At 47.3% G+C, this 25,093-nt stretch carries 18 protein-coding genes; 6 read left to right on the top strand and 12 right to left on the bottom strand.

The window, feature by feature from the left end:
• Window position 1: 1 nt before the first annotated feature.
• The 6 genes from ABTV71_RS16930 to ABTV71_RS16905 form a co-directional block, all read right to left on the bottom strand.
• On the bottom strand, window positions 2–2,299 hold the full coding sequence (locus ABTV71_RS16930; protein ID WP_433900372.1) for a Gldg family protein: 2,298 nt from the start codon (window positions 2,297–2,299) through the stop codon (window positions 2–4).
• 12 nt (window positions 2,300–2,311) lie between these two features.
• On the bottom strand, window positions 2,312–3,256 hold the full coding sequence (locus ABTV71_RS16925) for an ABC transporter ATP-binding protein (RefSeq protein ID WP_433900371.1): 945 nt from the start codon (window positions 3,254–3,256) through the stop codon (window positions 2,312–2,314).
• Window positions 3,257–3,384: 128 nt separating this feature from the next.
• Complete coding sequence (locus ABTV71_RS16920) at window positions 3,385–4,764, bottom strand: RagB/SusD family nutrient uptake outer membrane protein (protein ID WP_433900370.1); 1,380 nt, start codon at window positions 4,762–4,764, stop codon at window positions 3,385–3,387.
• Window positions 4,765–4,778: 14 nt separating this feature from the next.
• A complete protein-coding gene (locus ABTV71_RS16915) occupies window positions 4,779–8,312 on the bottom strand; it encodes a SusC/RagA family TonB-linked outer membrane protein (protein WP_433900369.1) in 3,534 nt (1,177 codons plus the stop codon).
• 251 nt (window positions 8,313–8,563) lie between these two features.
• Window positions 8,564–9,787, bottom strand: a complete 1,224-nt coding sequence (locus tag ABTV71_RS16910; protein ID WP_433900368.1) for a FecR family protein — start codon at window positions 9,785–9,787, stop codon at window positions 8,564–8,566.
• Window positions 9,788–9,874: 87 nt separating this feature from the next.
• Window positions 9,875–10,465 carry an RNA polymerase sigma-70 factor gene (locus ABTV71_RS16905; RefSeq protein ID WP_121125194.1) on the bottom strand — a complete coding sequence of 197 codons (591 nt, stop codon included), beginning with the start codon at window positions 10,463–10,465 and terminating at the stop codon, window positions 9,875–9,877.
• 407 nt (window positions 10,466–10,872) lie between these two features.
• On the opposite strand from ABTV71_RS16905, the gene ABTV71_RS16900 reads away from it, so the two are divergent.
• Window positions 10,873–12,174 carry a glycoside hydrolase family 2 protein gene (locus ABTV71_RS16900; RefSeq protein ID WP_433900367.1) on the top strand — a complete coding sequence of 434 codons (1,302 nt, stop codon included), beginning with the start codon at window positions 10,873–10,875 and terminating at the stop codon, window positions 12,172–12,174.
• The gene (locus tag ABTV71_RS16895; RefSeq protein ID WP_433900366.1) at window positions 12,175–12,750 is read left to right on the top strand and encodes a hypothetical protein; all 576 of its coding nucleotides are present in this window, start codon (window positions 12,175–12,177) and stop codon (window positions 12,748–12,750) included. It abuts the gene before it with no gap.
• A 104-nt stretch (window positions 12,751–12,854) separates the two neighbouring features.
• On the opposite strand, the gene ABTV71_RS16890 is transcribed toward ABTV71_RS16895, so the two are convergent.
• A complete protein-coding gene (locus ABTV71_RS16890; protein WP_433900365.1) occupies window positions 12,855–14,336 on the bottom strand; it encodes a hypothetical protein in 1,482 nt (493 codons plus the stop codon).
• 36 nt (window positions 14,337–14,372) lie between these two features.
• Complete coding sequence (locus ABTV71_RS16885; RefSeq protein WP_433900364.1) at window positions 14,373–14,561, bottom strand: hypothetical protein; 189 nt, start codon at window positions 14,559–14,561, stop codon at window positions 14,373–14,375.
• Between the two features lie 316 nt (window positions 14,562–14,877).
• Between ABTV71_RS16885 and ABTV71_RS16880 the strand changes: the two genes are divergently transcribed.
• Window positions 14,878–15,522, top strand: coding sequence for a response regulator (locus ABTV71_RS16880; RefSeq protein ID WP_433900363.1), 645 nt, complete (start codon window positions 14,878–14,880; stop codon window positions 15,520–15,522).
• 17 nt (window positions 15,523–15,539) lie between these two features.
• Here ABTV71_RS16880 and ABTV71_RS16875 read toward each other — a convergent pair whose 3' ends face one another.
• Window positions 15,540–16,976 carry an alanine/glycine:cation symporter family protein gene (locus tag ABTV71_RS16875; RefSeq protein ID WP_433900362.1) on the bottom strand — a complete coding sequence of 479 codons (1,437 nt, stop codon included), beginning with the start codon at window positions 16,974–16,976 and terminating at the stop codon, window positions 15,540–15,542.
• 345 nt (window positions 16,977–17,321) lie between these two features.
• Window positions 17,322–18,629 (bottom strand): mechanosensitive ion channel family protein, encoded by a 1,308-nt coding sequence (locus ABTV71_RS16870; RefSeq protein WP_433900361.1) that lies wholly within the window; start codon window positions 18,627–18,629, stop codon window positions 17,322–17,324.
• 178 nt (window positions 18,630–18,807) lie between these two features.
• Between ABTV71_RS16870 and ABTV71_RS16865 the strand changes: the two genes are divergently transcribed.
• From ABTV71_RS16865 to ABTV71_RS16855, 3 genes are all read left to right on the top strand, one after another.
• A complete protein-coding gene (locus tag ABTV71_RS16865; protein WP_433900360.1) occupies window positions 18,808–19,797 on the top strand; it encodes an NAD(P)H-dependent glycerol-3-phosphate dehydrogenase in 990 nt (329 codons plus the stop codon).
• Between the two features lies 1 nt (window position 19,798).
• Window positions 19,799–22,048, top strand: coding sequence for a glucosylglycerol-phosphate synthase (ggpS, locus tag ABTV71_RS16860; protein ID WP_433900359.1), 2,250 nt, complete (start codon window positions 19,799–19,801; stop codon window positions 22,046–22,048).
• A 247-nt stretch (window positions 22,049–22,295) separates the two neighbouring features.
• Entirely contained in the window at window positions 22,296–23,117 is an 822-nt protein-coding gene (locus ABTV71_RS16855; protein WP_433900358.1) for a phosphatase PAP2 family protein, read from the top strand.
• A gap of 17 nt (window positions 23,118–23,134) precedes the next feature.
• On the opposite strand, the gene ABTV71_RS16850 is transcribed toward ABTV71_RS16855, so the two are convergent.
• Together ABTV71_RS16850 and ABTV71_RS16845 are read right to left on the bottom strand one after the other, a co-directional pair.
• Window positions 23,135–23,890 (bottom strand): LytR/AlgR family response regulator transcription factor, encoded by a 756-nt coding sequence (locus ABTV71_RS16850; RefSeq protein WP_433900357.1) that lies wholly within the window; start codon window positions 23,888–23,890, stop codon window positions 23,135–23,137.
• A complete protein-coding gene (locus ABTV71_RS16845) occupies window positions 23,871–24,938 on the bottom strand; it encodes a sensor histidine kinase (protein WP_433900356.1) in 1,068 nt (355 codons plus the stop codon). Before ABTV71_RS16845 ends, ABTV71_RS16850 begins: the two co-directional genes overlap by 20 nt.
• Window positions 24,939–25,093: the final 155 nt, after the last annotated feature.

The raw sequence follows: 25,093 nt of genomic DNA, 5'->3' as shown, positions 1-25,093 counted from the left end.
CTTACCGTCCTCTTCTACTGATCCAGATGACAATGCCGGTACCCAGCATGGTCAGCGGTATGATAAATTTGATGAGTAACTCAAAATAGGTCCATGTGCTTTCGCCGATGCGCAGCGTTTTGTCGATCGGATCGGGAAGTCGCATGTCGACAGGTACCTCACCGTCACTGAGCCAGGAAAACGCAGCACTGACCAACGAGAAATTGGAGGCATTGACCTGATTGCGTTTAATAAATAGTTCGCTGTTGCTGATCCAGTCGGCATCGCCGGTGACCAGGATTTTCTGTTGCTTGGCTCCGACTTTACGGGATAGTGCCACGACTGTGGGACGAGCGGCTTCACGTTCGCCAGCACTGGGGTTTACCATCGGCTTACCGTCGATAAAATTGAGGTTTTCGAGCTCATTCCAGGTTCCGCTACTATCGGTTGCAAAGAGTACTTTGGATTGGAACGGCGAGGCTGGCGAGACGATGATGCCCGCTGTTCCGGACATCGTGATCACCTCTTCGCGGCGGTTCATGGGCGCCAGGTAGTAGGAGAATTCCTCACCGGCTTTCGTCGGCTTTAGGGTGAGCAGATCCAGCTGAAGTGCTTCTTGCTGTTTGACCAGCACACCGGGCTCGAGGGTCAGACCGAGTGGTGCAGCGATCCGGTTGAAAATAGCTTCCTGGCCCGGTTCTCCGGCCAGCATCATATTGCGGCCACTGGCGATATAGCTATGCAGGTTGGTCAGTTCCTGTTCGTTGTATGGCTGGCGCGGCTCTGCGATGATCAGGATATTGATATTCTCCGGAACTGGCCTCGAAAGATCGATTTCTTTAAAATCAAAGCCCTGATTGATCATGGAATAACGAAAGGTCTTTTCCTGAGTAATGGTTTTGTAGCCACGGTCCTGTGTAGAATTGCTGTTGCGTTCGCCATGCCCTGACACGAATCCCACAATAGGAAGTTCGTCCATGACCAGCCGCTTGATGGCTGCACTGATCTCTGATTCCAACGGCACACGCTGCATGTCGTCATAGACACGCAGAAACGTCTTGCGGCCATTTTCACGTTCGAGAACACGGACAAAACGATAATTCTCCGTGGAGAGATCGACCTGATTCTTAATGGCAGCGTAAGGCAGGATGTCAAATTTCCACTTGTTGAACTTCCGTAGGGTATCTATCCGCTGTTCGGCATTGAGCTTGGGAAACTGACGGTCGAGAATCGGGTTTTCAGTGTGATGATAGTAGTACACGTATTCCATCTGTATCTCCGGCTTAAACCGGATATACTTTTCAAAAGAACCGACGTCGCTTTTATACGACGAAGGAAGGCCGATAAAGCTGTTGGCGTCAAGCATGTTGACATAGGTGGTAATCTTAAATCCGCCCTGAAGTTTGGCCATGATCGCCTGGCTGCTGGGGCGTAGGGTATTGCTTTTGCGGTAGGTGCTGTCATAATAAAATTTGACGAAAGGCAATGTGGTCAGGTACCCGATCAGGAATACCGCTAGGGTGATGCCGCCAAATTTCAGCAGGTTCTGGCCCGTAGCCTGTTTTTTACGTATGGCCTGCAGGCGGAAGATCGTGAAGCTGACAAACAGGATGTTGACCAGCAGAAAGTAAAGCACATCTTCACTGGTGACCATACCGGCAATGAATGTATCTGCCCGGCCGTTGATCGCCAGCCAGTAGGTGATCTCGCGCACAAAAGGGATGTCCTGCCAGAGGCCTCTGGCGAAGTTCATCATAGCAAATACGCATAGGGTTCCTATTGCAGCTACGATATTATAACTGGTCAATGAGGACATAAAGAGGCCGACTGCTGCGTATGCAGACAAAAGCAGAAAAAGACCCAATAGGCCGGTAAGCATGGGGCCGATATCAGCATTGATCAGGGTACCCATGGTAAAGATAATCAGCAGCGACACCAGAAGTGTGAGTACGAGACCAAACAGCAGCAGCGCGATATACTTGCCCAGAATAATCTGGCTGTTGGTAACGGGAGAGGAGTATAGCAATTTAATTGAGCCGCTGCTGTATTCCCTGCTCATGATGCTCATGGTCAATAGGGGCATGTAGAGGTACAGATAGGACTGTATTTTCGGATAAATGCCCCCCCAGGCAGATGAAAATAAACTCTCTGTCGCATTGACAAGGTCGATTTTCATGGACTGTACCTGTACCATACCCGCGTAAGATCCGGCGAATAAATAGCCTATCTGGAATGTGAAGATCATCAGGATAAGCCATGCGACGGGTGAATAAAAGAGCACCTGCAGCTCTGTTTTTGCTATTTTTAATGTCGTTTTCATGTTTGGATTGAGTTAAACTTTTCTTTTTTTTCGGGTCATCTCGGCAAATACAGTTTCCAGAGAGCTCTTTTCGGAATAAATTTCGATCAGGTTCCATTTTTCCTGTACGCTCCTTTCGACCAATGCTTCGACGAGCTCTTGCGTATTCGTGGAGCGGATCCGAAATTTGATATTGCCGAGAGGCTCCATATCCACATAACCCGGAAGCTGTAGAAAAGCTTCTGCAGGAGGTGGTGATATCAAACTGACAACGACGCTGTTGGGTGCTACCTGGTTGTCAAATTCTTCAAGCGATCCTGAGAAGATCATTCGGCCTTCATGGATCATCCAGATGTGGTCGCATAGTGCCTGGACTTCCTGGAGAATATGGGTCGACAGGACTACGGTACGTTCGGCTGCAATCTCGCGGATCAGGTGACGGATGTCAAGGATCTGATTGGGATCAAGGCCATTGGTCGGCTCATCCAGTACCACAAAATCGGGTTCATGGATGATGGCCTGCGCTATGCCAACGCGTTGCTGGTATCCGCCCGACAGATTTTTGAGCAAGCGATGGCGAAAATGTGCGATGCTGCACTTGGACAGCACACGTTCGATGGCCGCCGGAATTTGGTTCGGCTCCATGAGCCGTAGATTGGCTGTATGAATGAGGTATTCCTCTACCGTAAGTTCGGGGAGCAGGGGCGGCTGCTGCGGCAGGAAGCCGATGTGCTTTTTGGCTTCCACAGGGTTCTGGGCCATGCTGATCCCCCGGATATAAACTTCCCCGTGGGATTGATTAACCACCCCGCACATGATATTCATGGTGGTGGATTTTCCGGCTCCGTTGGCGCCCAAAAGACCATAAATGCCGTTTTTGCGTACTTCAAAATTGATGTCTCTGATGGCCCACTGGACGTTGTAACGGTGGGAAAGGTCTACCACCTGAACAATAGGACTGTCGCTTGCTGTGATCATTTTTATCTTTGATTTGGTGTGAGTGATCCCGGGCAGGGTGTCCGCTGCTGTCCGGACACCCTGCCTGCTGTCAGTCGAAGTAGGTGATACTTACGCTGACAGTGGGTATGATATGTATAATGTCTTTGTTACCTCGGATTCTGAATAATTTCGGGATTGAGAACAATGTACTTGGATGCGATAGGCAACACATAGCGGTTGCTGTTGGGCTCCAAGGTGAATGACTCACCTTTATATACGCGGGTCTGCGTGCTGATAAAGCCCGGTTCGGCAGCTAAGCGCTTCTGGTCAAACCAGCGGAGACCTTTGCCCATCAGTTCTCTCCGCCGTTCGTTGATAACCCCTTTGAGCACCGACTGCTGGTCTGTGATATGAAGTGGCTGGTATGCATCCGGTTCAAACCGCTTGCTGCGCAGGGTGTTCAGTATATCCAGAGCTTCTGCAAACCGGCCGGCATCGCGCGCTAAGGCTTCCGCTTTGATCAGCATCATCTCCGGAAGGGTAGGCCCGTTGGTAATTTTGGCGTTAGCCGAAATAATACGGTGTTTGTTGTAGGCTTTACCCTGGAACGGTGTCCAGGTAAACACACTGCCGTCTACCGTAAATAATGTATTTCGGAGATCGCCCGGTTCGAAGAGCGCAAGCAAGGCAGGATTTAGCGAGAGGGTGGGAAATGTATTGCGCAGACTTTTGATAAAGACCTCCTCCGTATCGTCAAGCACATTGGGGTAGGTGTTGGGCGCCGCTTTATACTGATTGAGATCGATCAGCTTGTATTGCGGTCTGGCCAGTACCAGTTCTGCGTACTGCAATGCTTTGCCGTAATTGCGCATCTGCAGATAGACACGGGCAAGGATGGCCTCGGCTGCCGGGCGCGACGCCAATATGTTGAAACTGGGCTGTTCAGGAAGATCGGGAATGGCCGAACTGAGGTCTTCAATAATCTGCTTGTAAACTGTTTCCACTGATTTACGGTCCAGTTTAGCATAGAGGTCGGGACTTGTCAATAAAGGAACCCCAAGGTCTGTGGCGGCGCTTGTCTCTTGATACTGCTTAGCATACGTATTGACCAGGTGAAAATAGTTGAGTGCGCGGTGCACCTTTGCCTGGGCCAGTATATTTTTCTTCTGTGCTTCGCTGCCCCCCTGGCTGTCCATGATCTCTGCGGCGATCTGATTGAAGAGGTAGATCTGTTTGTACTGGTCGGCCCAGTCGGCATCTTCGTTGTTGTCGCCCACCAGATCACTTTTCCAGCTATAGGCGTTGGCATCGGTTAACGATAAAGTATTGAGGTAGGCTTCGTCAGACCCGTAGATGTCATCGCTTGCCAGCACGGGCCAGTAGTAGGATTTCTCCACTGTTGTACTGTTGTTGAGCAAACTCTGGTAGTCCTGTGTATATTTTAGTTCGCGCTTACCCACAAGGTCAATCTCCACAAACTTCCGGCAGGATACCATACCGGTGGTCATCAATGCAGCGAGGCTGAATGCAATAATTCTCTTTTTCATGTTCATCATAGTAGTTAAAAACCCATATTAACGCGGAATACATAACTTGTGACCGGTGGCATGCTGCTGTAGCTGCCGTCAAACATATACTCTGGGTCAACATCGCGGCCGGTCTTTTTCCAGAAAAGCCCCAGGTTGGTTGCCGTGGCACCAATACTCAGCGATTTGATGGTCCTGTTGTTGCTCAGCATACTGGCCGGAAAGCTATAATTTAAGGAAAGCATCTGCAGGCGGATGTGGCTGGCGTCAATCATGTTGATATCTGCAAGTTCAAAGCGCTGTATACTATTGATATTGGTATTGATGACGCCGGGAATATCGGTATTGGCCTCGTCTCCGGGCTGGCGCCAACGGTCTACCAGGGCCTTGCTATTGGGCAGATATCCATCAAAGCCTGCTGTATTGCTGGGGTATTGTGTGGAGTTGACCTCCCTCCAGCGGACTTTGTGTCCAAATTTCATAGTCATACGTGCTGTAAATGTGAAATTTTTGTAGGACAGGGTGTTGGTCCAGCCGCCAAAGTAGGGAGCGCTCATGCGGCCCATATAAAGCAGGTCCGCAGGGCTAAAATCGTCTGTGGACGTTTCTGAATCCAGGATATTGCCCTGTCCATCGCGGATTTGCGATCTACCTTTGTTATCAAGGCCTGCCCAGCGGTAGGCAAAGAGCTGATCAATGGGGTAGCCCTCGATCGGTGCAGATGTCTGCTCTGGCGTCTTGAGTGTATTCGGAAAACGATCGTCGGTAACTTTATTGTCGCTGTACGAGAGATTAAGTGCACTATTCCACTGCCAGCCGGCCTTCTGCACGATCTGCCCCTGGATATTGATATCTATACCATGGCTTTTCATATTGGAGGTGTTGAAGGACAGACTGGACCAGCCGTAGGTAGAGTTGTAGGGTACTGACGCAACGATTCCGTAAGACCTTTTGCTGTAGTAATCGAGGTTGATGGTGAGCCTGTTGTTTATGGCGGTGAGATCAAGCCCCGTGTTGAATGCCCGTGTAGTTTCCCAGCCCAGCATCTGATTGGCCGGAATCACAATGGAGCCGGTGGGAAGCTGGGTGAAGAAATCGGTTATTGAAGCCGAATACAGGGTGAATGAAGTGCCGTCTTTTGGCACTGAGCCTCCGGTACCGATACTACCGCGCCAGCTCAGCATATTGATCCAGGGGATGGTTTTCATGAAGTTCTCTTTGTGCAGATCCCAGCGTAGCCCCGCAGACCAAAAAGGCTTTGCACGTTTGGACCGGTCTACGCCGATGATTGTAGCATCGTCAAAGCGTATGCTACTGCTTAGAAAGTACTTCGAAAGGAGGGTGTATCCCGCATTGGCGTAATAGCTCAGATAACGTATGCGGTCAATATTGATCGGTGCATCTTGTATATTCAGCGTTTTGCTGCCTCCATATATATCTTTATAGGGAACTGTTGGATTGATAACCGTGGACTGGTAGGTATCTTTGTCGAATCCATATCGTGTCTGCAGATAACCCATTGCCTGACTCTGACGGATTTCACTACCTGCAAATACGTCAACTTGATGAATATCGTGGAATGTTTTGGAGCCATCGAGCTGGAAACGTAACGAATAGTCATCCATTTTGTTGTTTGAGGTGACATATTTACCGCCTAGTGGAACTCCATATATCAGCTTTCCGCCGCTATTTACTGTGGTGCCGGTATTGATGAGGTCGCGCATCTCATAACTGTTTTTGTCCCGAAGGCTCTGCATATTGCGGAGCCCTTTCTGGTAAGAACCCGACAGTGTTGCGTTCAGCCAGCTGTAGGCACGATAGGACAATTGCCCTGTAAAGCGGGTCAGGTTATTGTCATAATGATCGTTGCTCTGCTTGAGTTCGTCGATGTGGTTATATGACCAGGGCAGATAACCCTGGCTTTCGAAGCGCTCTTGCGCAACGGTTGGTGTGAAAGCATAATAGCGGCTGATGCGCTGTCCATTCTGATCCAGCAGCAGATTGTAGGGCGTAAGGCCAAAAGTCCCGGGACTGATGGCGCGGATCGCAGCACCGTTAACATTGCTTTTCTGAATGGTATGATTGATGCCCAGGGCTACTTTAAGTCTTTGGTTAAAATAACTGTTTTCGACATTGAATGTCAACGACATATTATTGGTATTGTTTTCACGGTATATAGGTCTGTCTTTTGAATATACCGCAGAGGCATAATAACGGGCGCCCTGTACGGCTCCATTAAAAGACAAGTTGTACTGTTGATTCTGAGCCGCCTGCAGCAGTTCGTTTCGGATTTGCTGCCGGTTGTCGGTCTGTGCCAGCTGGCTGAGTATGCTGTTTTGCTCGGCGAGGCTGATCTCTCCACGTTTGGCACGGAACATGGTCATGATGGCGTCGGATCTGTTGGGGGCCCGCCAGCCTGAAGTCGGATCGTAGTAGAAGTTGTTGTCAAACATTTCCTTTTCGAAATCGATATATTCAGAGGCGTTCATGGTGCGCAGATCGTGCAGGCTGGGCGGGGCGGAGGTCCCGAAAATCGAAGAGAAATTGATAGTGTTTTTGCCCATTTTACCAGCTTTCGTTTCGATCACAATAACCCCATTGGCTGCCCTGGATCCCCAGATGGAAGCTGCCGCTGCATCCTTCAGGACAGTGATGCTGGCGATGTCATCGGGATTGAAATTGTTGAGTATGCCCGCACTGCTGCCCGTGGCTGAAAGACGGTTGCCAGATCCCGTTGGATTGGCAGTCAGCTGTTGTTCCATGGCTGGAAAGCCGTCGATGACAATCAGCGGCGTACTCGTCGAACCTGAAAAGGTATTGGGTGAACGCACCAGGATACTATGGGTTTTGGTGTCAAACTGAACGCCCGGTATCTGCCCCTCGAGCCGCTCCATTAGGCTCAACGCAGGACTTTGCTGAATTTTCTTTTCATCGATGACCACAAGCGAGCCTGTGGTTTTGCCGGGATCAAGTTTCTGGTAGCCGGTGTTGGCCATGACGGATACCTCATCTAATGCCGCGATCTGCGGCTTGAGGACAAATAGGGGCCCTAGGTTGCTGGCTGGGGTGCCGCTGAGGTCGATCTGACGCAGTTCGTATCCCAGATAGCTGATTTCAAGAACAGCATTGCTGGGCACATTGGCCAGGACGAACACTCCTTTGCTGTTGGTCAGGGTCTGATTATGGGTGCCTTTTATACGTACAGTGGCGCCCGCAAGTGGCTTCTGTTGCGTATCCGTCACGATACCATTGATCGTCCGTTGCTGTTGGCTGTCCGTCACGATGATCGTATTGTTGCGGACGATAAAGCCTAAAGGCTGTCCCTGAAAACAGAGTCCGAGCACTTCCGAAAGCTCCAGTTCGTTTAAACTAATGGTTAAAGGCGAGAACGATCTATTGTGTTCGGGACGGATCACGTAATCGTATCCGGTCTGCGACCGCACTTGTTGAAGGATTTCTTCCAAGCTGGCACGCTTGACATTTAGGTTAATTTTGTTTTGGCCGTGCAGGGCTGTGGCTGTTTGTAAAAACAAAACCAAAAACAAAATGCAGAATAATTGAAATCGCATAAGCAATTTGATTATAAAGTTGGAAAAGACAGGCGGTCTGTGGATCGGTTGATTTACCTTATACTTTTCGTTAGCAAAAAAATATTGATACATTTGTTTGTTGATTTTTGGACATACATGTCCCTCTTGACAAGGAGACATGTCATGCAGTTCATAATTTTCGTAATAAATGCTAGGCGTGAATTCAAAAAATCAATTCTAGGGGCGGTGCAACGCCTCTAGATTTTTTGAAACCACAGGTGTTTGTTTTGTTAGGGTATGACCATCAGCCTCCTTTCTTTTTCGTTGTTGCGGATATCAAATTTGATTCCTGTCGTGGTTTCCAGTATTTCGAGTACTTGTTGTAAAGTCTTCTTTCGGGATATGGTGCTGATATAGCGCTGCTGTCCGACGGGGCCGAGGTATTCTACTTCAATATTGTACCAACGGGATATTTGGTCCATGATCTCCAGGACGGAGGCAGAATCAAAGTAAAAATCGCCGTTTTTCCAGGAAAGATCTTTGGAAAGATCGACTTCCAGGAGTTCGAATTCTTTGCCCGTCTGTACAATTTTCTGGCCGGGCTTAAGAAGTATCGGTGCCGGATTGGCCGGATTGTTCAGCGCGATGGATCCCTCTTCCAGAGTAAAGCTATTCTGTTTGTCTTCCTTATAGGCCTTAACGTTGAATTTAGTGCCCAGGACCTGCACTGCATTTTGGCCTGCATGGACGATAAATTCCTGTTTGATCATTCGGCCACCCGAGCTGATCTGACGCTTGCTGACCTCGAAATAACCTTCACCTTCCAGCGTCACTTCGCGTGTACTGCCCGTAAACTGTATCGGAAAGATCAGCTTGCTGTCTGCATTAAGCGTTACCCGTGTGCCATCTGCCAGCACGATCTTGTAGGTATATCCTTTGGGAACGATGAGCGTGTTGCTCAACATCGCGTGGGAGCCATTTTTTGACCCGTCTGTCTGGTAAACGAGCTGGTCGGTGTCACTCCAGTCGATGAGGATATCGTGATCCTTGCGACTGGAAGACCCATTACTGCGATTAAGTGCGATTTGTTCGCCATTTGACAACTGTAAGACCGCACCGCTGCTCGCCGGGTGTATGGACGCAGTATTCGCGCGGGTGGCTGATGATTGTTTGTCAGCTGTGGTTTGGACCGAACTGTCCTGATAATTAAAAGTAGGCTTTTGCTCAATAGAGAGGTAGTATGAAGCGAATCCGATGATGGCTATGGAGGCTGCTGCGGCAATCCATTTTCGCCATGCAGTATGGGGTTGTTTTGGAGAATGTATGTGAGAATGGATACGGCCCCAGCTGTCTGCAATATCTGCCTGCAGCTCCGGGGTACTCAGATCGAATTCCGGAAGCTGTTCGGCCTGAGCGATGTACCAGTCTTCGACAAAAGCTGCCTCACTATCGGTACATTGGCCCTTGGTGTATCTTTTCAGTAGGTCGTTATCTATTTTTAACGGTTCTCTCACGTCTTTTGCGTTGTTGTTTTGCTGTATAACAGTTAAGTCCGCCGCAGGTCCCAGATGAAAGTGAAATTTTTTTAAAAAATCTGACCGTTAGGGCCGGTCTGGAAAAAATGCAAGAATAAATAAGAGCAGAGGCAGCTTGTTGCGCAATAACTTTAGCGCGTTTGAAATCTGATTTTTTACGGTTTTTTCACTGATGCCAAGTTTTTCGGCAATCTCTCTGTGACTCAAATAGTGTGTACGGCTCAACTGAAAGATTTCACGCATCTTTTCAGGAAGATTCTCAATTTCTCTTTCGATGATCGCCTGCAGCTGTTTTTCGCGGATTACATGATCTGTGTCTGAAACATAGCTGACGGCAAAGGATGACATGCTATCCAGGTATCTGTCAACTACTTTGCTATGTGAAATATGATTTATCAATTCATTTTTCACGACCTGATACAGATAGGAAGACAGCTTAATATCCGTCGGCAGCTTGCCGCGGATATCCCAGATTTTAACGAAGACTTTTTGCAGGATGTCTTTTGTTTCCTCACGGTCGCGGATAAATCTATTGGCATGAATGTACAAAGGAACACTGTAACGCTTGTAGATGACAGAGAAAGCTCTCTCGTCATCCTGGCGAATCAGATCGACCAGAATCCCGTCGGATAGTGTGGCGTATTCGCTGTCCTGCATACTTATTTAGGTGTGTTTTTCAAAGGCGAACTATGTGAAATCAGGCACTTTTTTACCAAAGTTCATCATTTAATCACACAAATATAACTTTTTCGTAAAATAACTGTCCAACTTTTACGAAAATTCCACTACCGTTAGGGCTGGAAGATCATATGGGATACAGTTTTCATAAGCATAACGTGGCTAAAGCTGCCCTGTTTGGGTATCTCGGCTGAATTTGTAATATTATTGTTCATTTATGTCCTGCAAAAGTTTTAAATGACATCTTTGTAATATATAAACCCGATACCATAAGCATGATTGACACGAAGTATTAACGAGAAGATACTTCAGGTCAATTTAATAAATCAATTTAGCACGCTGATGAGCGGTACAAACAAGCATATAAACAAACCAAACCTGATAGAATGATGACAAGCACTAATTTTCGTTTCTGGGCTCTCTTAATGGCATTGCTGGTGACAGCGCATGCACAGGCTCAATCGTTAGCAGACTTTACGCTGCCCACACCCTGGACACAGGAGGCGCTGACGGCAAATATACCTTTGCCCGAATATCCGCGGCCGCAGATGAAGCGTAAGGAATGGCAAAATCTCAATGGCCTCTGGGACTATATGGGCGGCAGGTTACAGCAGGATCCGCGGACAGCCACCATGGCTCCGGATTTTCCTGCCAGAACGGAAAAGATACGGGTACCCTTTGCTCCTGAGGCGGAACTGTCAGGCATAGCCCGCAGCGGCGAGCAGTTTCTGTGGTATAGGCGTAATATCGTGATTCCGCCGACATGGAAAGGCAGCCGTGTCTTACTGCATTTTGGTGCTGTGGACCAGTATGCTGTTATTTTTGTCAACGGCAAAAAAGCTGGGGACCATAAGGGTGGATATCATGCCTTTAGTGTGGATATTTCGGACTTTCTAAAGCTGGGCGACAACAGTTTGGTGGTGGGGGCCTACGACGCTAACGATGGCAAGACATCTTCGGGCAAGAATGGAGATAAGGGCGACTACACCTTCAGTTCGGGCATATGGCAGACCGTGTGGATGGAGCCAGTACGGAAAGAGCATGTTACACAATTAAAGCTGATCCCTGATCTGAAGAATAACCGGTTGCAGATAACCGCATTGACCACTGGAGAACGGCTAAAAGTGGTGGCTACGGCACATGATGGTATAACACAGGTCGGCAGGGCAGAAGGTGTGGACAACGCCTCATTTTTTCTACCTGTCCGCAATCCGCATCTATGGACTCCGAATGACCCTTTTCTATATGATCTGCAGATTCAACTGCAAGATAAACAAGGACGTATCGTGGATCATGTAGAGTCCTACTTCGCTATGCGTTCCATCAGCATCGGCAAGGTGGACGGTGTTAACAGGACGCTGTTAAATGGCAAGTTTGAGTTTCAGATCGGCGTGCTGGATCAGGGGTACTGGCCGGATGGGATCTTTACAGCGCCGACGGAGCAGGCGCTGCTGTACGACATTCAGCTGGCCAAAAGGGCAGGTTTCAACGTGATCCGCAAGCATATCAAAGTTGAACCGATGCGCTGGTACTATCATTGCGACCGCCTCGGGATGATGGTATGGCAGGATATGCCCAACTTGTGGTATCCCGATGATAACGATTCGGTAGCTGTGCGCCAGGAGTTCAGGAATGAGCTCAAACAGATGATGGACCAGCTGATCAGCGTGCCTTCGATTGTCACCTAGGTGCCTTTTAACGAAAATTGGGGTGCCTTTGAGGTGCCTGATATCACCAACTGGACCAAAGCGTATGATCCTACACGGCTGGTGAACGGCAATTCAGGGTTCAACTATGCACCGGGCTACCGGCCGGCGCAAGGTGATCCAGGCAACGGCGATTTTGTGGATATGCACCACTACGGAAAGATGGAGGACAAAGCATTTCCGCTTCCCGACGAGAAGCGGGCAGCTTCCCTGGGTGAATTTGGCGGTAAGGGACTATTTGTACGCAATCATATGTGGCCGGTGCCTAATAATGCCTACGAAATATTGATTAACAAGGAAACATTGACGGATACTTATATTTACCTGCTCAACGAGATCGAACAGCGGATGATATATAGGGGATTGAGTAGTGCTATCTATACCCAGACTTCAGATGTGGAGCATGAGATCAACGGTTTGGTCACCTACGACCGGCAGGTGGAAAAGCTCGACCTGGACAAAGTGAGGTGGATAAATAGGGAAGTTATCAAAAGCGGAGGAAATATCGGCAAAAAGAAAAACATAAGTTCGATATCAAGAGTGTATCCCGTAGAATAAATCCCTAATACTATCGCTTTGGCTTGCTAATGAAAAGGGACCGTACAGCATAGCGCTACTGTACGATCCCTTTTTTCGTTATAATATAGACCATCAGGGTCAGGCTACTTGTTTTTCACACAACGAATGGCAGCCCAATTATTTTGATGAATATTCACGATCGAGACGCTGGTTGCTGTCAATATCAATGCCGGCTTGGAATTACCCTGTACAGTCGGGCTTGCCCAATATACCCCAAGAGCATTAGTTGGAATATTGTTGTTACCAGAGCCGGATCGGGTAAAATCGTTGTCAGGCAAGAACATGTAATTGTCCAGATTGCTTGTCGGCAGTATAGAAGTTCCTAAAAACCATCCGGTCTGCCCATTGTAGCTTCCGCGTACGGTACCTTGGTTGATCAAAGATTGATACTCAGTTTGCGTTGCCGTGCGCCAGCCGGTACCAATGGCCGTCTCACAATAAGAGGCAGAACCGTTACCATTATAAACACTACCTTTCAAATATTGGGCAGCAGCCAGGGTGATGGGTGCGGTACCTGTCAAATTGGCCGAACTCCAATAATAATTGGAATTAGGTACATCTATTGCCCCTTTAGGGACAAGGCGCAGTTTTAAGTTATATTTGACGCCTTTTTGTAAGCTCAGGTCCGTCAGGTTGATCAGTCCGGATCTTACTCCATTCTGCACTGCATTTAAGGTGACCGTCCCGAAGCTGACTTTACCGGCGCTAGTTCCCTCGGTAATGATCAGCGCAGGGCTGCTTGTCCATAGGAGTCCTGATCCGCTGAAGCTGATACTACGGGCAGTGGAAGAGCCTCCCTGTGTAAAATGGCCGTCAGACAAGTGAACGTTGGCCGTACCGTAGTTCGGGGATATGCTGCTACCAACGATAGAGGTGATATTGCCCACCACATTGGCTGATGTGCTCTCCAAGGTGGCCTGTACCTGCGTAAATAAATGGCTGAGGATAAGATCCAGAGAGAGGGTCTGATTTGCGGTTACACTGGCGGTCTGTTTTTGCCAAAGTACATCCGTGTCTGCGCCCGGCACATCAAATGTGATATTGGCAATGTTCTGGTTGAAATTGATATTCGGAAATGTATGGCCGTTTGCCACAGCGACGGCAACGAATGTGTAGGCACCTGGGGCAAGCGTAAGATTCCAGTTTGTACCACTCCCAGTATAGGTGAGTACACCAGAATCTTTAATATAATCGCCGGCGGAATTATAGGCGGCAACCGCATATTTGGCGCCAGTGCCCAGTGGCTCGGGGCCGGTCGCCATTTTAAGTCCTGCTGAAGCGCGCAAAGTACCGGATAGATCGGATGTCTCTGGTGACAGCGTCGCCAGCGCAGTTAGTTCATCTCCAAACGGGATAGAAGCTCTCTGGATAGATATAGGACTGCTTGTATTGCTGGTATTGGATAGCTTTAACTTAGGTTCCGTGCCCTCGTCAGAATAGGACACGCCTCCGATTTTGACACTTACTTTTCCTTCTGTTCCGACAGGATCCGTGCTTTCATTTTTGCTGCAGGCAGTAAACAGTACGGTAAAGAGCGCCAATGCTTGAATAAAATGATTTTTCATTTTCTTAGTGGGTTAAATTAATAGCGAATTGAATGACTACCACCAGCCGTCACTCTGGCTGTGAGTCTGTGATTCTTCGTTATCCCATGTTTGTTGGATGTCACCTGAGACCTGTGCGTTGGACCCTGCGGCGATGCCATGTTCCAATAAGACCTTGGTCACCCGTATCTGAGGTGCCTGGTAGTCCAGTTTGCGTGACTGGAGTTTAATAGGTTTCTTTTTCATAATAATATGTTTTATCAAGGGTAAATACTATACACTATCGTTAGCTCAGCATTATAACTTAAACTTCGGCTCAATTGTAATCAGCCGCACCGGATGTGATTTGGCCATAAACTAAATTCTGGTGTAAAAAAAAGGCTTTATGGATTGAAAACGATAGAGTGAAAGGGAATATCACCTGTTTATGCGATTGTTTGGCTTCAATATAGCATGAATATGCGATGGCTGTAGCTTATAAGCTACAACTATACAATAACACGCTGATATGATTATATCAAATGATTAAATTTGTTTACTAGATTAATAAAAAGCCAATATTATGAAGACCTCCAGGCATGCAGTCATATTAGATGATCAAAAGATTGTCGCCTTCTCGCTTGAGCTGTTGCTCAAACGTGAATGTCGGATAGATATGGTCCAATCCTTTAACAGGGGTAACGACTTAATTCAATTTTTGCGCGCTTTCGGAAAGGAGGAGCTGCTTGTTTTTCTGGATTATTACCTCCAAGATGAAAATGGACTCTCCATACTGACAGAAATAAAGCGTATCAATGGAGCCGCAAAGGTTATCTTTCTGACCGGGGCAACCGCACCGGCTGTGTTAGCCAGTATGTTGCAATACCGTCCAGATGGTCTATTGAGCAAATCCTGCGAACTGGGGGAGATACAGGCCTGTTTGGCAGCAGTAAAAAGTAGGCAGACCTTCATCTGCAGGGAATTCGAATATATCTTGTCCAGCAACGACAAAAGAGCGGAAACCTTTACGCCACGGGAGATCGAAGTGCTGCAATATTTCTCGAATGGCTACAGTGTGGCCGAAACGGCTTCAAAAACCTTTTTAAGTCCCCATACGGTAGTGACACACCGTCGAAAAATGATGGCTAAAGCCGGCTGTCAGACGATTGCCCAAATGCTAAAATATGCACACGAGCACAATCTGATACGATGTGCTGAAAACATATGAATGGTTACGGTGCCAAATTAGGGCTGCTCTTTGGTCCAAAGATCCATGTTCGGAAAATTAAACTTATCGTTGTTAAAAACCGGATCTTTCTTGGCCTTCTGCTGCTCACAATAGTCATCATAAATGGCTAGTACTTTTTTGTGAAGCAGGAGTATGGCAATCAGGTTGAGCCAGGCCATGAGTCCGACGCCAATATCGCCAAGTGTCCAGGCAGACTTTGCCGTACTGATGCAGCCTACATAGGTGGATACTAACATAAGCAGGCGCAAAGCCCAGATAAGTATGGTCTTGTGCTGTTTTTTGCGGCTTACAAAGCTGATATTAGTTTCGGCAATATAATAATATGCCATGATGGTAGTGAACGCGAAAAACGCTAAAGCTAAAGCGACAAAAGCGTCCCCAATGGCAGGGAAGTGATGTGACACGGCCTGTTGCGTAAAGCCCGGTCCCATTTCCGTAGCGGGAAGGTGCTGTACGATAAACCCTCCGTTTGGATTTTCCACATTATATTGTCCCGTAAATAGGATCATCAACGCTGTTGCTGTACAGACAAACATGGTATCGACATAGACCGAAAAGCCCTGAACCAGCCCCTGCTTGATCGGGTGCGATACTTCGGCGGCAGCGGCAGCATGTGGGGCGGTACCCTGACCGGCTTCATTGCTGTAAATGCCCCGTTTTACGCCCCATGAAATTGCCATGCCCGCCACAGCACCAAAGGTTGCCTCCAGATTGAAAGCGGCTTTTACAATCAGTGAAATGACGGCTGGTATCTGTGTAAAATTGAGGCCAATAATGACTAATGCCATCAGAATATAGGCTCCCGCCATAAATGGAACGACATACTCGGCGACGGTACTGATCCGCTTGACACCGCCGATAATAATGATGGCGAGTAAAGCCGCTATGGTCAATCCGGTGACGCCCGGCGACAAGTTGAAGGCTGATTCAACCGCCGCACCTATGCTATTACTTTGCACGCCGGGGAGTAAAAATCCGGTACTGACGATCGTGACGATAGCGAATGTCCAGGCAAAGGCTTTGGAACGCAACCCTTTCAGAATATAAAATGCTGGCCCGCCGCGGTATTCTCCATCATTGACCTCTTTGTACATCTGTCCGAGTGTAGCCTCCACGATGGCCGATGCACTGCCCAAAAAAGCGATGGCCCACATCCAAAAGATAGCTCCGGGGCCGCCCATGGCTATGGCTGTAGCGACACCGGCAATGTTGCCCGTCCCCACACGGCCGGAGATAGCGAGCGAGAATGCCTGAAATGAGGAAATTCCTTTGTCCGAACTACTACCATTAAAAAGCAAACGTATCATTTCCCGAATTTGCATGAGCTGCGGGCATCGGAAACGTATCGTAAAATAGATACCTGTTAACAGACATAAGTATACCAGAGCATCACTCCAGATGATGTTATAAATTTTATTGATAATATCGTCCATATTTTAAAATTAAATCTTTAGGCGCATTAAAAGTAGGTAAAAACGAGGTAAAACATAGTATACTTTCTTAAATTTCGTATAGATTGTAGTGATTTGGTTGAAATTGGCTGTGTGAATTATGAATAATTCGCTTATTTTAATTTTAATTCGGGTTATTTGTGCAATATGGGATGAAAAAAATATTGAATCAGTATTTTTTTTTTAACAAGATACGTCGCTCACTCGATTTGTTTCAATAATGTTTCGGATATCGCTTGAAAGTGGATGACAAATACAGCAGACCATGGCTGCAAAAGTACTTTTGCAGCCATGGTCTGCTGTCTGCGATTGATTGAGCCTTAAAATTTAACTGAAATTGCGTTCGGCCATGAGCATGCGCAGGTCATCGGATGCGGGCAGTTCAAACACCTGTAGATGAAAGTGTTTAATGGCGGCCAGCAAATGGTCAAATATATCGGCCATGGTATCTTCGAAATAAACCCATTGAGTACCCTTGGTAAACATGTACAGTTCCAGCGGAATGCCGTATTCGTTGGGCGCGAGCTGACGCACCAATAAGGTCAGTTCCTGATGGATATTGGGATTGTGCTTGGCATAGGCAAGTACATAGGCCCTGAACAGACCGATATTGGTCATTCTCCGGCCATTGACTGGCGAGGAGCTGTCGGTATCCCGGGTTTTGTTGTAATCGGCAATCTCACGCTCCCGCTTTTCGATATAGGGGGCCAGCAAGTGGATTTTTTTTAATGCTGTAATTTCCTGGGTGTTGAGATAGCGTACAGAAGACATTTTAATGTTCAAAGCCCGTTTTATCCGACGGCCGCCCGTCTCCTGCATCCCGCGATAGTTTTTGAATGAATCACTTAGCAAGGTATAGGTCGGTATGGTGACGATGGTCTTGTCCCAGTTCTGAATCTTCACATTGTTGAGGTTGATCTGCAGCACATCGCCGTCAACACCATATTTGGGCATCTCTATCCAGTCACCCACACGGACCGAGTCATTGGCCGATACCTGGATACTGGCGACAAAGCCTAGAATAGTGTCTTTAAATACCAGCATGAGGATGGCGGATGCCGCCCCCAGCGAAACGAGAAAAGACCAGGGCGAATTGCCGGTCAGCAGCGACACGGCCAGTGTGCTGATGACAAAAATCAAAAAAATCTGTACCACCTGCAGGTAACTGTCGATGGGCTTGTCCTTGAATCCTTTTGACGTCCGAAAAATATCCCTGCAGGTTTTTAACAGGCTGTTGACGAGATGATACACCATAAACAATACCAACAAATCCAAAAATTTGACAATCGTGGCTGTCAGTACCGGAAAGCCAAGAAAGACGACCGGAAGCAGCTGCCGTGTCAGTAGCGTTAATATGGTCCGGCTTAGCTGCACATGCACCTTATTGGCCAAAAGGAAATCATCCCATTGGGTGGAGGTTCGCCGGGCAATTTTGTTCAATGCCGAATAGAGGATGTTGCGTATCAGGTAATCCAGCGCGTAGAGTAACAGGGCAAAAGCCAGAAGTAATCCGACTGCCGTACCCATATGGGCCTGCTGTTCGGGTAAACCTAATGTCGTAAAGAGATTGAAGATGTACTGATAAATCGAACTTGATTGGTGTTCACTGAAGTTGAGCATGTCTAAATTTTTCATATGAACAGACAAATTTACGAAGAAATATAAAAACGGTTTTTTATGTGGTAAACACCCTTTAATAGCAACTTTTCTATGTTTTATTTGCTTATTGATTAATTTTTACGTATATTTGTGAATTAATAGATAACCAGACAGCGAAAACTTTCTGTTTTTGCGTCTTAAAACCCCCGACAATTTGAATGAGATTAGTGTGATAGGTGGTGGGAGTTGGGCTACGGCCCTGGTTAAAATTTTAACAGAAAATAGCATCCATGTCAACTGGTATATGCGGCGTTCCGAGCAGGTGCGCTCGATAAACCGGGATGCTATTAACCCTGACTACCTATCGTTTTTAAAACTTGACAATACAAAAATTTTTGCCTCCGATCAACTGGACGAGATCGTGACCCGGTCGAAAGTAGTTCTTTTCGCCGTGCCCAGTGCGCATCTGGACAATGTTTGCGCTGCAATTCCCAAAGAGGACCTCGCCGAAAAATTTGTGATCACCGCCATAAAAGGGACCGTCGGCCCTGACAATCTGCTTCCAAGTTCTTATCTCGCCCGGTTTTTTGAGCTGAAAGATTTTCAGCAGGCGATGATTGCGGGCCCTTGCCATGCCGAGGAAATCGCACGGAACAAGAAAACCTATATGACCCTATGCAGTTCTAATGAAACCTTTATCGGCAAGATCTCAAACTGGTTTGCTTCAAGTTATATGCAGGTAAAGTACAGTCCGGATATGGTGGGGGTGGAGTATGCTGCCATTTACAAAAATATTGTGGGTATTGTTTGTGGCATGGCCGAGGGACTGCATTACGGTGACAATTTTATGGCGGTGCTGGTCTCCAATGCCATCGACGAACTGGGGCTGCTGCTGCGTGCCGTTGGCGCACCCGATGCCCGGTTGGGAAGCTCCGCCTATTTGGGCGATTTATTAGTGACGGGCTACTCCGCGCATAGCCGCAACCGGGCGTTTGGTAAATATCTTGGCCAGGGGTATTCGGTTTTCGAGGCGCGTCAGCTCATGGGCATGGTCGCCGAAGGATACTTTGCAACAAGGGGGCTGATGGCGACGGTAAAGAGCCTCGGGCTCAATTTACCCCTGTTACAGACAGCCTATCGGGTGCTATACAACCATATGGCTGCAATGGATGAATTTAAACTTTTAGAAAGGAATATCAGATAATATGCTATTAGCAACAGATTTAGACGGAACTTTTTTAGGCGGAAAGATGGAAGACCGCCTCAGATTATATAGACTGATCAAGACCAGCCCCAACCTGCAGCTGGTTTTTGTCACCGGAAGAGGACTGGAGTCGGTATTGCCGCTGCTGAGCGATCCGCTCATTCCGGTGCCGGACTTCATTATCGCGGATGTGGGTGCCACGGTCGTTAACGGCCATAGCCTGGAAGCGATTGAGCCACTGCAGAGTGAAATTGAGGAAAAATGGCCGCAGACTTATGCGATCCGCGCTGCGCTGGAGGAAATTCCGCAGCTGAATTACCAACATGTGCCACAGCAGCGCCGCAGCTCCTTTTATTATGAAGCTGGGGTAGACCATAGCCTGGTGCAGCAGGTGGCCGACAGGTATGACTGTGACATTATAACTTCGGCTGATAAATACCTTGATTTGCTACCTAAAGGTGTCAATAAGGGAACAACATTAAAGAAGTTGGTCGAATTCCTGGCTGTCCATGCGGATGATGTGATGGTGGCCGGTGATACTTTAAATGATCTGGCCTTATTTCAGATCGGTTTTAAGGGTGTTGCCGTCGGAAAATCCGAACCAAGTCTGCTGCAAGCGATTGCTGAGCTGAATACGGCTTATAACGCGGAAGCTGCAGGAGCGGGCGGAATACTGGAATATATGGGCAAGCACCGCCCGTTTCAACAGCTGATCCGTGGGGAAAAAAAAATTATACCTCAAAAAAGAAAATCCAAGAAATCCGATCAGCTGGTGATGGTATACCATCGGTTGCCTTTTGAAAAGGAAGCGGTCAATGGTAAAACGGTACGGGTTGCACCCAAAAGTCCGAATGGCATCATTCCCTCGCTGCTGGGCTTATTCGAAAAGGGAAGGTCTGGCCTCTGGATCGGTGAGGAAGTGATCCAGCAGGACGGACAGCTGGTTCCAAATCAGCTGGTGGATGAAAGCCGCTATCCTAATCTGGTCGCCTCCACCATATCGTTGTCAAAAGAGGATATTGATAAATTCTATCGTGTATTTTCCAAAGAGGCATTTTGGCCGACGATCTTTTCCTTTGTGGACCGGGCCAAGTTCAACCACGAGGACTGGGCGCATTACCTGATGATCAACAAGCGCTTTGCCGAACGGATCGCCCGCGAGGCCGACGAGGAGGCGCTGGTGTGGATCCATGAGTATAATCTGTGGATGGTGCCTTCTTTTTTAAAGACCATGCGCCCCGATCTGAAAATTGGTTTTTTTCACCATACGGCTTTTCCGGCAGCGGATATTTTTAATATTATTCCCTGGCGCAAAGAGATCATCGGCAGCCTGTTGCTCTGTGATTTTATCAGTTTTCATATCCCACGCTATGTGGAGAATTTTGTGGATGTGATCCGCAGCCATACGCCGTTTAAAGTAGTCAAAAAGGTAGATGTCGCCAATCAGTTCCTGACCTATAGCTGTGCCCTCGGGGTCGATCAGATGACCAAGATCATTGAGGTGGACGGCCGGCAGATCAGGCTAGGGGCACAACCGGTCGGTGTCAACAGGGATCATATCGAGCATATTTTGACTGATGATCACATTCCGGAGGAGATCAATGCCCTCAAAAAAAGCAAAGCGGAATCTGAAATAACGCGTATCATATCCATTGAGCGCCTGGATTACGTCAAGGGGCCGTTGGAAAAAATCCAGGCTTTTGGCGAATTTCTTGCCGAGTATCCCGAATTTCGGGGTAAGATCGAACTGGTCAATGTCTGTACACCGCCATCACAGGGAATGACGATCTATGATGAGATCCGGGATCAGGTGAACCAGGCTGTGGGTGAGATAAATGGTAAATATGCCACAATGAACTGGACGCCTATCCAATATTTTTACAGGGCACTGCCTTTTGAGGAGGTGATCAAGCATTATGCGCTGAGCGACGTTGCCTGGATCACGCCTTTGCGCGACGGGCTGAATCTGGTCGCCAAGGAATACATTGCTACCCATGGCCTATTGGAGACCCCCGGGATTCTTGTGCTTTCGGAATTTGCGGGAGCTTCGGTCGAATTGCCTTATGCCATATTGACCAATCCCTATGACCGCAAGAGCATGAAAGATGCGCTATTAAAAGCGCTCGTCATGGAGCCCGGAGAGGCTCAGGTCAGGGCGCGTAGGCTGTATGAGCATATTGAACACTACGATATCCATTATTGGGGTAAGGATTTCGTCAAAGAGCTTGAAAAATCAGGTAAGAGGCTTTGAATAACAATTACGGAGGCTGTTCTGCCGCCTCCGCAATGTCCAATGGTCTAAAATGTCAATAGACCGACAGTTAAACTGGCCATATAGTGCGGCTGTCCTTTTTCAAAGGGGCAGTGGTGCGAGAAAGTCACTCGTCCCTCATTTCCGCCTACAGGTCATCACACCGGATCCCGTCATCAATAACTTGCTGTAAGACGCCGTCAAGTCATCAGTTTTGTGTCCGTTAACGATTAACGGACACAATTTTATGCGTATTACAATTCTTATTGCCATCATTTTTAGTTATGCGAATACATTCGCGCAAAATCCGGTTTCATCAGATTCAATAACCGTGCAGCAACCACCGGAGTCAATAAACCTGCAAGTGGTCCGGCCGTTGGGCTCCGGGCGAACAGGTCCTGACATATCAACAAAGAATCATCGAATCGATCCAGCATTGATCGCCGCGGGTGCATTCATGGGATATGGTGTCATCGCCCAATACAATACCCCGTTGAGAGGACTGGACCTGAAGGTGAAAAACGCCCGTGAAAAGTATTTTGCAAGTCGGACCACAATAGACGATTACCTGCAATACCTACCTGCGTTCAGCGTATATGCCATCGATCTGATGGGCACGCGGCCAAAGCATGATGTAACTGACCGGACCTTGGTCATGGCAGTTTCACACGCCATTATGGGGCTAACTGTTCAAACGCTGAAACATACGACAACAGTGCCGCGCCCCGATGGTTCCAACACAAAATCCTTTCCCTCGGGCCATACTGCCACAGCATTTGTGGGTGCTCATATTTTATATAAAGAGTATGGGGATAGCAGCCCCTGGATAGGGATCAGTGGCTATATGATCGCAGGCGCTACTGGCGCGTTGCGGATCGTGAACAACAAACACTGGTTAAGCGATGTGGTAGCAGGTGCAGGGATCGGTATAGTAAGTACGGAAATTGCCTATCTATTATTGCCGAAACTGCATAAATTATGGTCTAAGAAAGAAAATATAAACGCCTTAAGCATTTTACCTGTAGTAGGGAGTAAGCAGGCGAGGTTATCCATCACCTATAGATTTTAGAAATTTTTGGGCAGGTATTACCTGCTCAAAAGTTTTCTGCTGACAACGGTCTTAAATAACTCTTCACGCCGATATTTCGAAAGCGGCAGTTCTGTCCCATTAACATAGACCCTTCCGCCACTGATTTTTTCGATATGAGATAGGTTGACCAGAAATGACTTATGGATTCTGAAAAATGCTTTGTCGGGCAGCATATCTGCGGTGACATGCATGGTCTGGTGAACCAGATATACTTTATCTTTCAGGTATATTTTGACATAATTTTGCATCGCCTCAATGTATAGGATGTCTGCCCATACGAATCGTATGAAGGTATCCCCCTGTTTAATATAGATATCCTGATCTCTTGTCGTCATCATGTTGCGAAGGGCTAACTGTGACCGATACATTTCATGGGCTTTTTGAACCGCTTGAAAGAATCGTGGAAAACTGATCGGTTTAAGCAGGTAATCGACCACATTTAACCTAAAACCGTCCAGTGCATACTCGGAATAAGCAGTCGTCATGATGGTTAACGGTGTCTTTTTTAACGACTCTAACAGTTCGATCCCCGACAGTTCGGGCATATTGATATCGAGAAACATCAGGTCGATCTCATGTTCACGTAAGGCACGAGTGGCTTCTATGGCCGAGAAACCGATCTGTGTGACTTCAAGGAAGTCTAACTTTTCAATATAAAATTTAATTCCTTCCGCAGCCCCTAATTCATCATCGACAATAAGGCATTTGAGTGGCGGCATGGGTGTTTCGGATTTAATGGTCATGCTGTTCATGAATAGTGATTGTGAGTGTGACCTGATAGCGATTTGCTGTGTCATTGATGATCAGTTCGTGTCGGTTAGGGTAGATCAGCGATAGCCGTTCGCTTACATTTTTCAACCCTATACCAGTATGATCCGCCTTTTTGGGCTGTATGGATCCTTTTGAATTTTGAATATCCAGTTTGATTGTTGCGGCGTCCTGGCTGATTTGTATGGCGATAACACCTTTCTCCGCAGTGGCCCGGCCAACATGTTTGAACGCATTTTCGATGAATATAATAAATAAATGAGGGGCAATATGGACCTGTGGATCAGTCAACTGAACGTCGCGGGATACCGTCAGATTGTTTGCCCAGCGATAAGTCTCGACTTCAATATAATTGTTGATAAAGGCAATTTCTTCCGCCAGGGAGATATGTTCTTTGTCAGCTCCATACAATTGATAACGTAGAATATCCGCATATTTAATCAGCAGCGTGGAGGCAAGCTCGGTATCTTTTTGGATCAAAAGATGGATATGGTTCAATACATTGAACATAAAGTGAGGCGTGATCTTTGACTGGAGTGCATGGAGCTGTATCTCCAGGTGAGTCTTTTTTAATGTCAGGTGCTGCTGATGCAACTTGCCGTGTTCAAAATAGACCTTTAAGCCACCAAAACCAAGATTAAGAAGGATACTTACCGGAAATGTACTCGCCAGTGTCGTCACAAAGGTTTCCCGTTCCTGAGCGACTTCCGATAGGGGCAGGTAATTGCGATCCTCAAGGAAGTATAATCCTTCTTGAAAAATCCATAATAATATAGCCTGGAAGACCGACAACGTCAAAAAGTGGGGCAGGATGGAATACAACTTATTGCTGTCGATCGCTTTGGGTAAGATATAGTTACATAGAAAATAAGTTGTCGTACATAAGGTCCCAAGCAGCGATATTCCAGATAGTATTTTCTGGATGACCATTGGATAGTCAGAGTCATCAAATACCCATAGTACTGCTGTGATCATTCCCCAAAGGAGGAAAAATAGTGCGTTGAAGCTATTTAGCCTAAAGTGTTTCATCATTGCTTTCGTCCATAAGACATGAAGGTTACAGTACGGTATTCATCCAATTGTAAAAAAATATATCCTGCTTGAATGGGCGTTTTGATTATTTAAAATAAGATTGAATGCTTAGGGGTAAAAATACGCATTTATCCTTGAATATAACCTGTTCAGGA

The organism is Sphingobacterium puteale (assembly GCF_050986225.1).
GTDB lineage: Bacteria > Bacteroidota > Bacteroidia > Sphingobacteriales > Sphingobacteriaceae > Sphingobacterium > Sphingobacterium puteale.
Note: the sequence above shows the minus strand (reverse complement) of the source record. Positions and strands in the feature narration are given on the sequence as shown.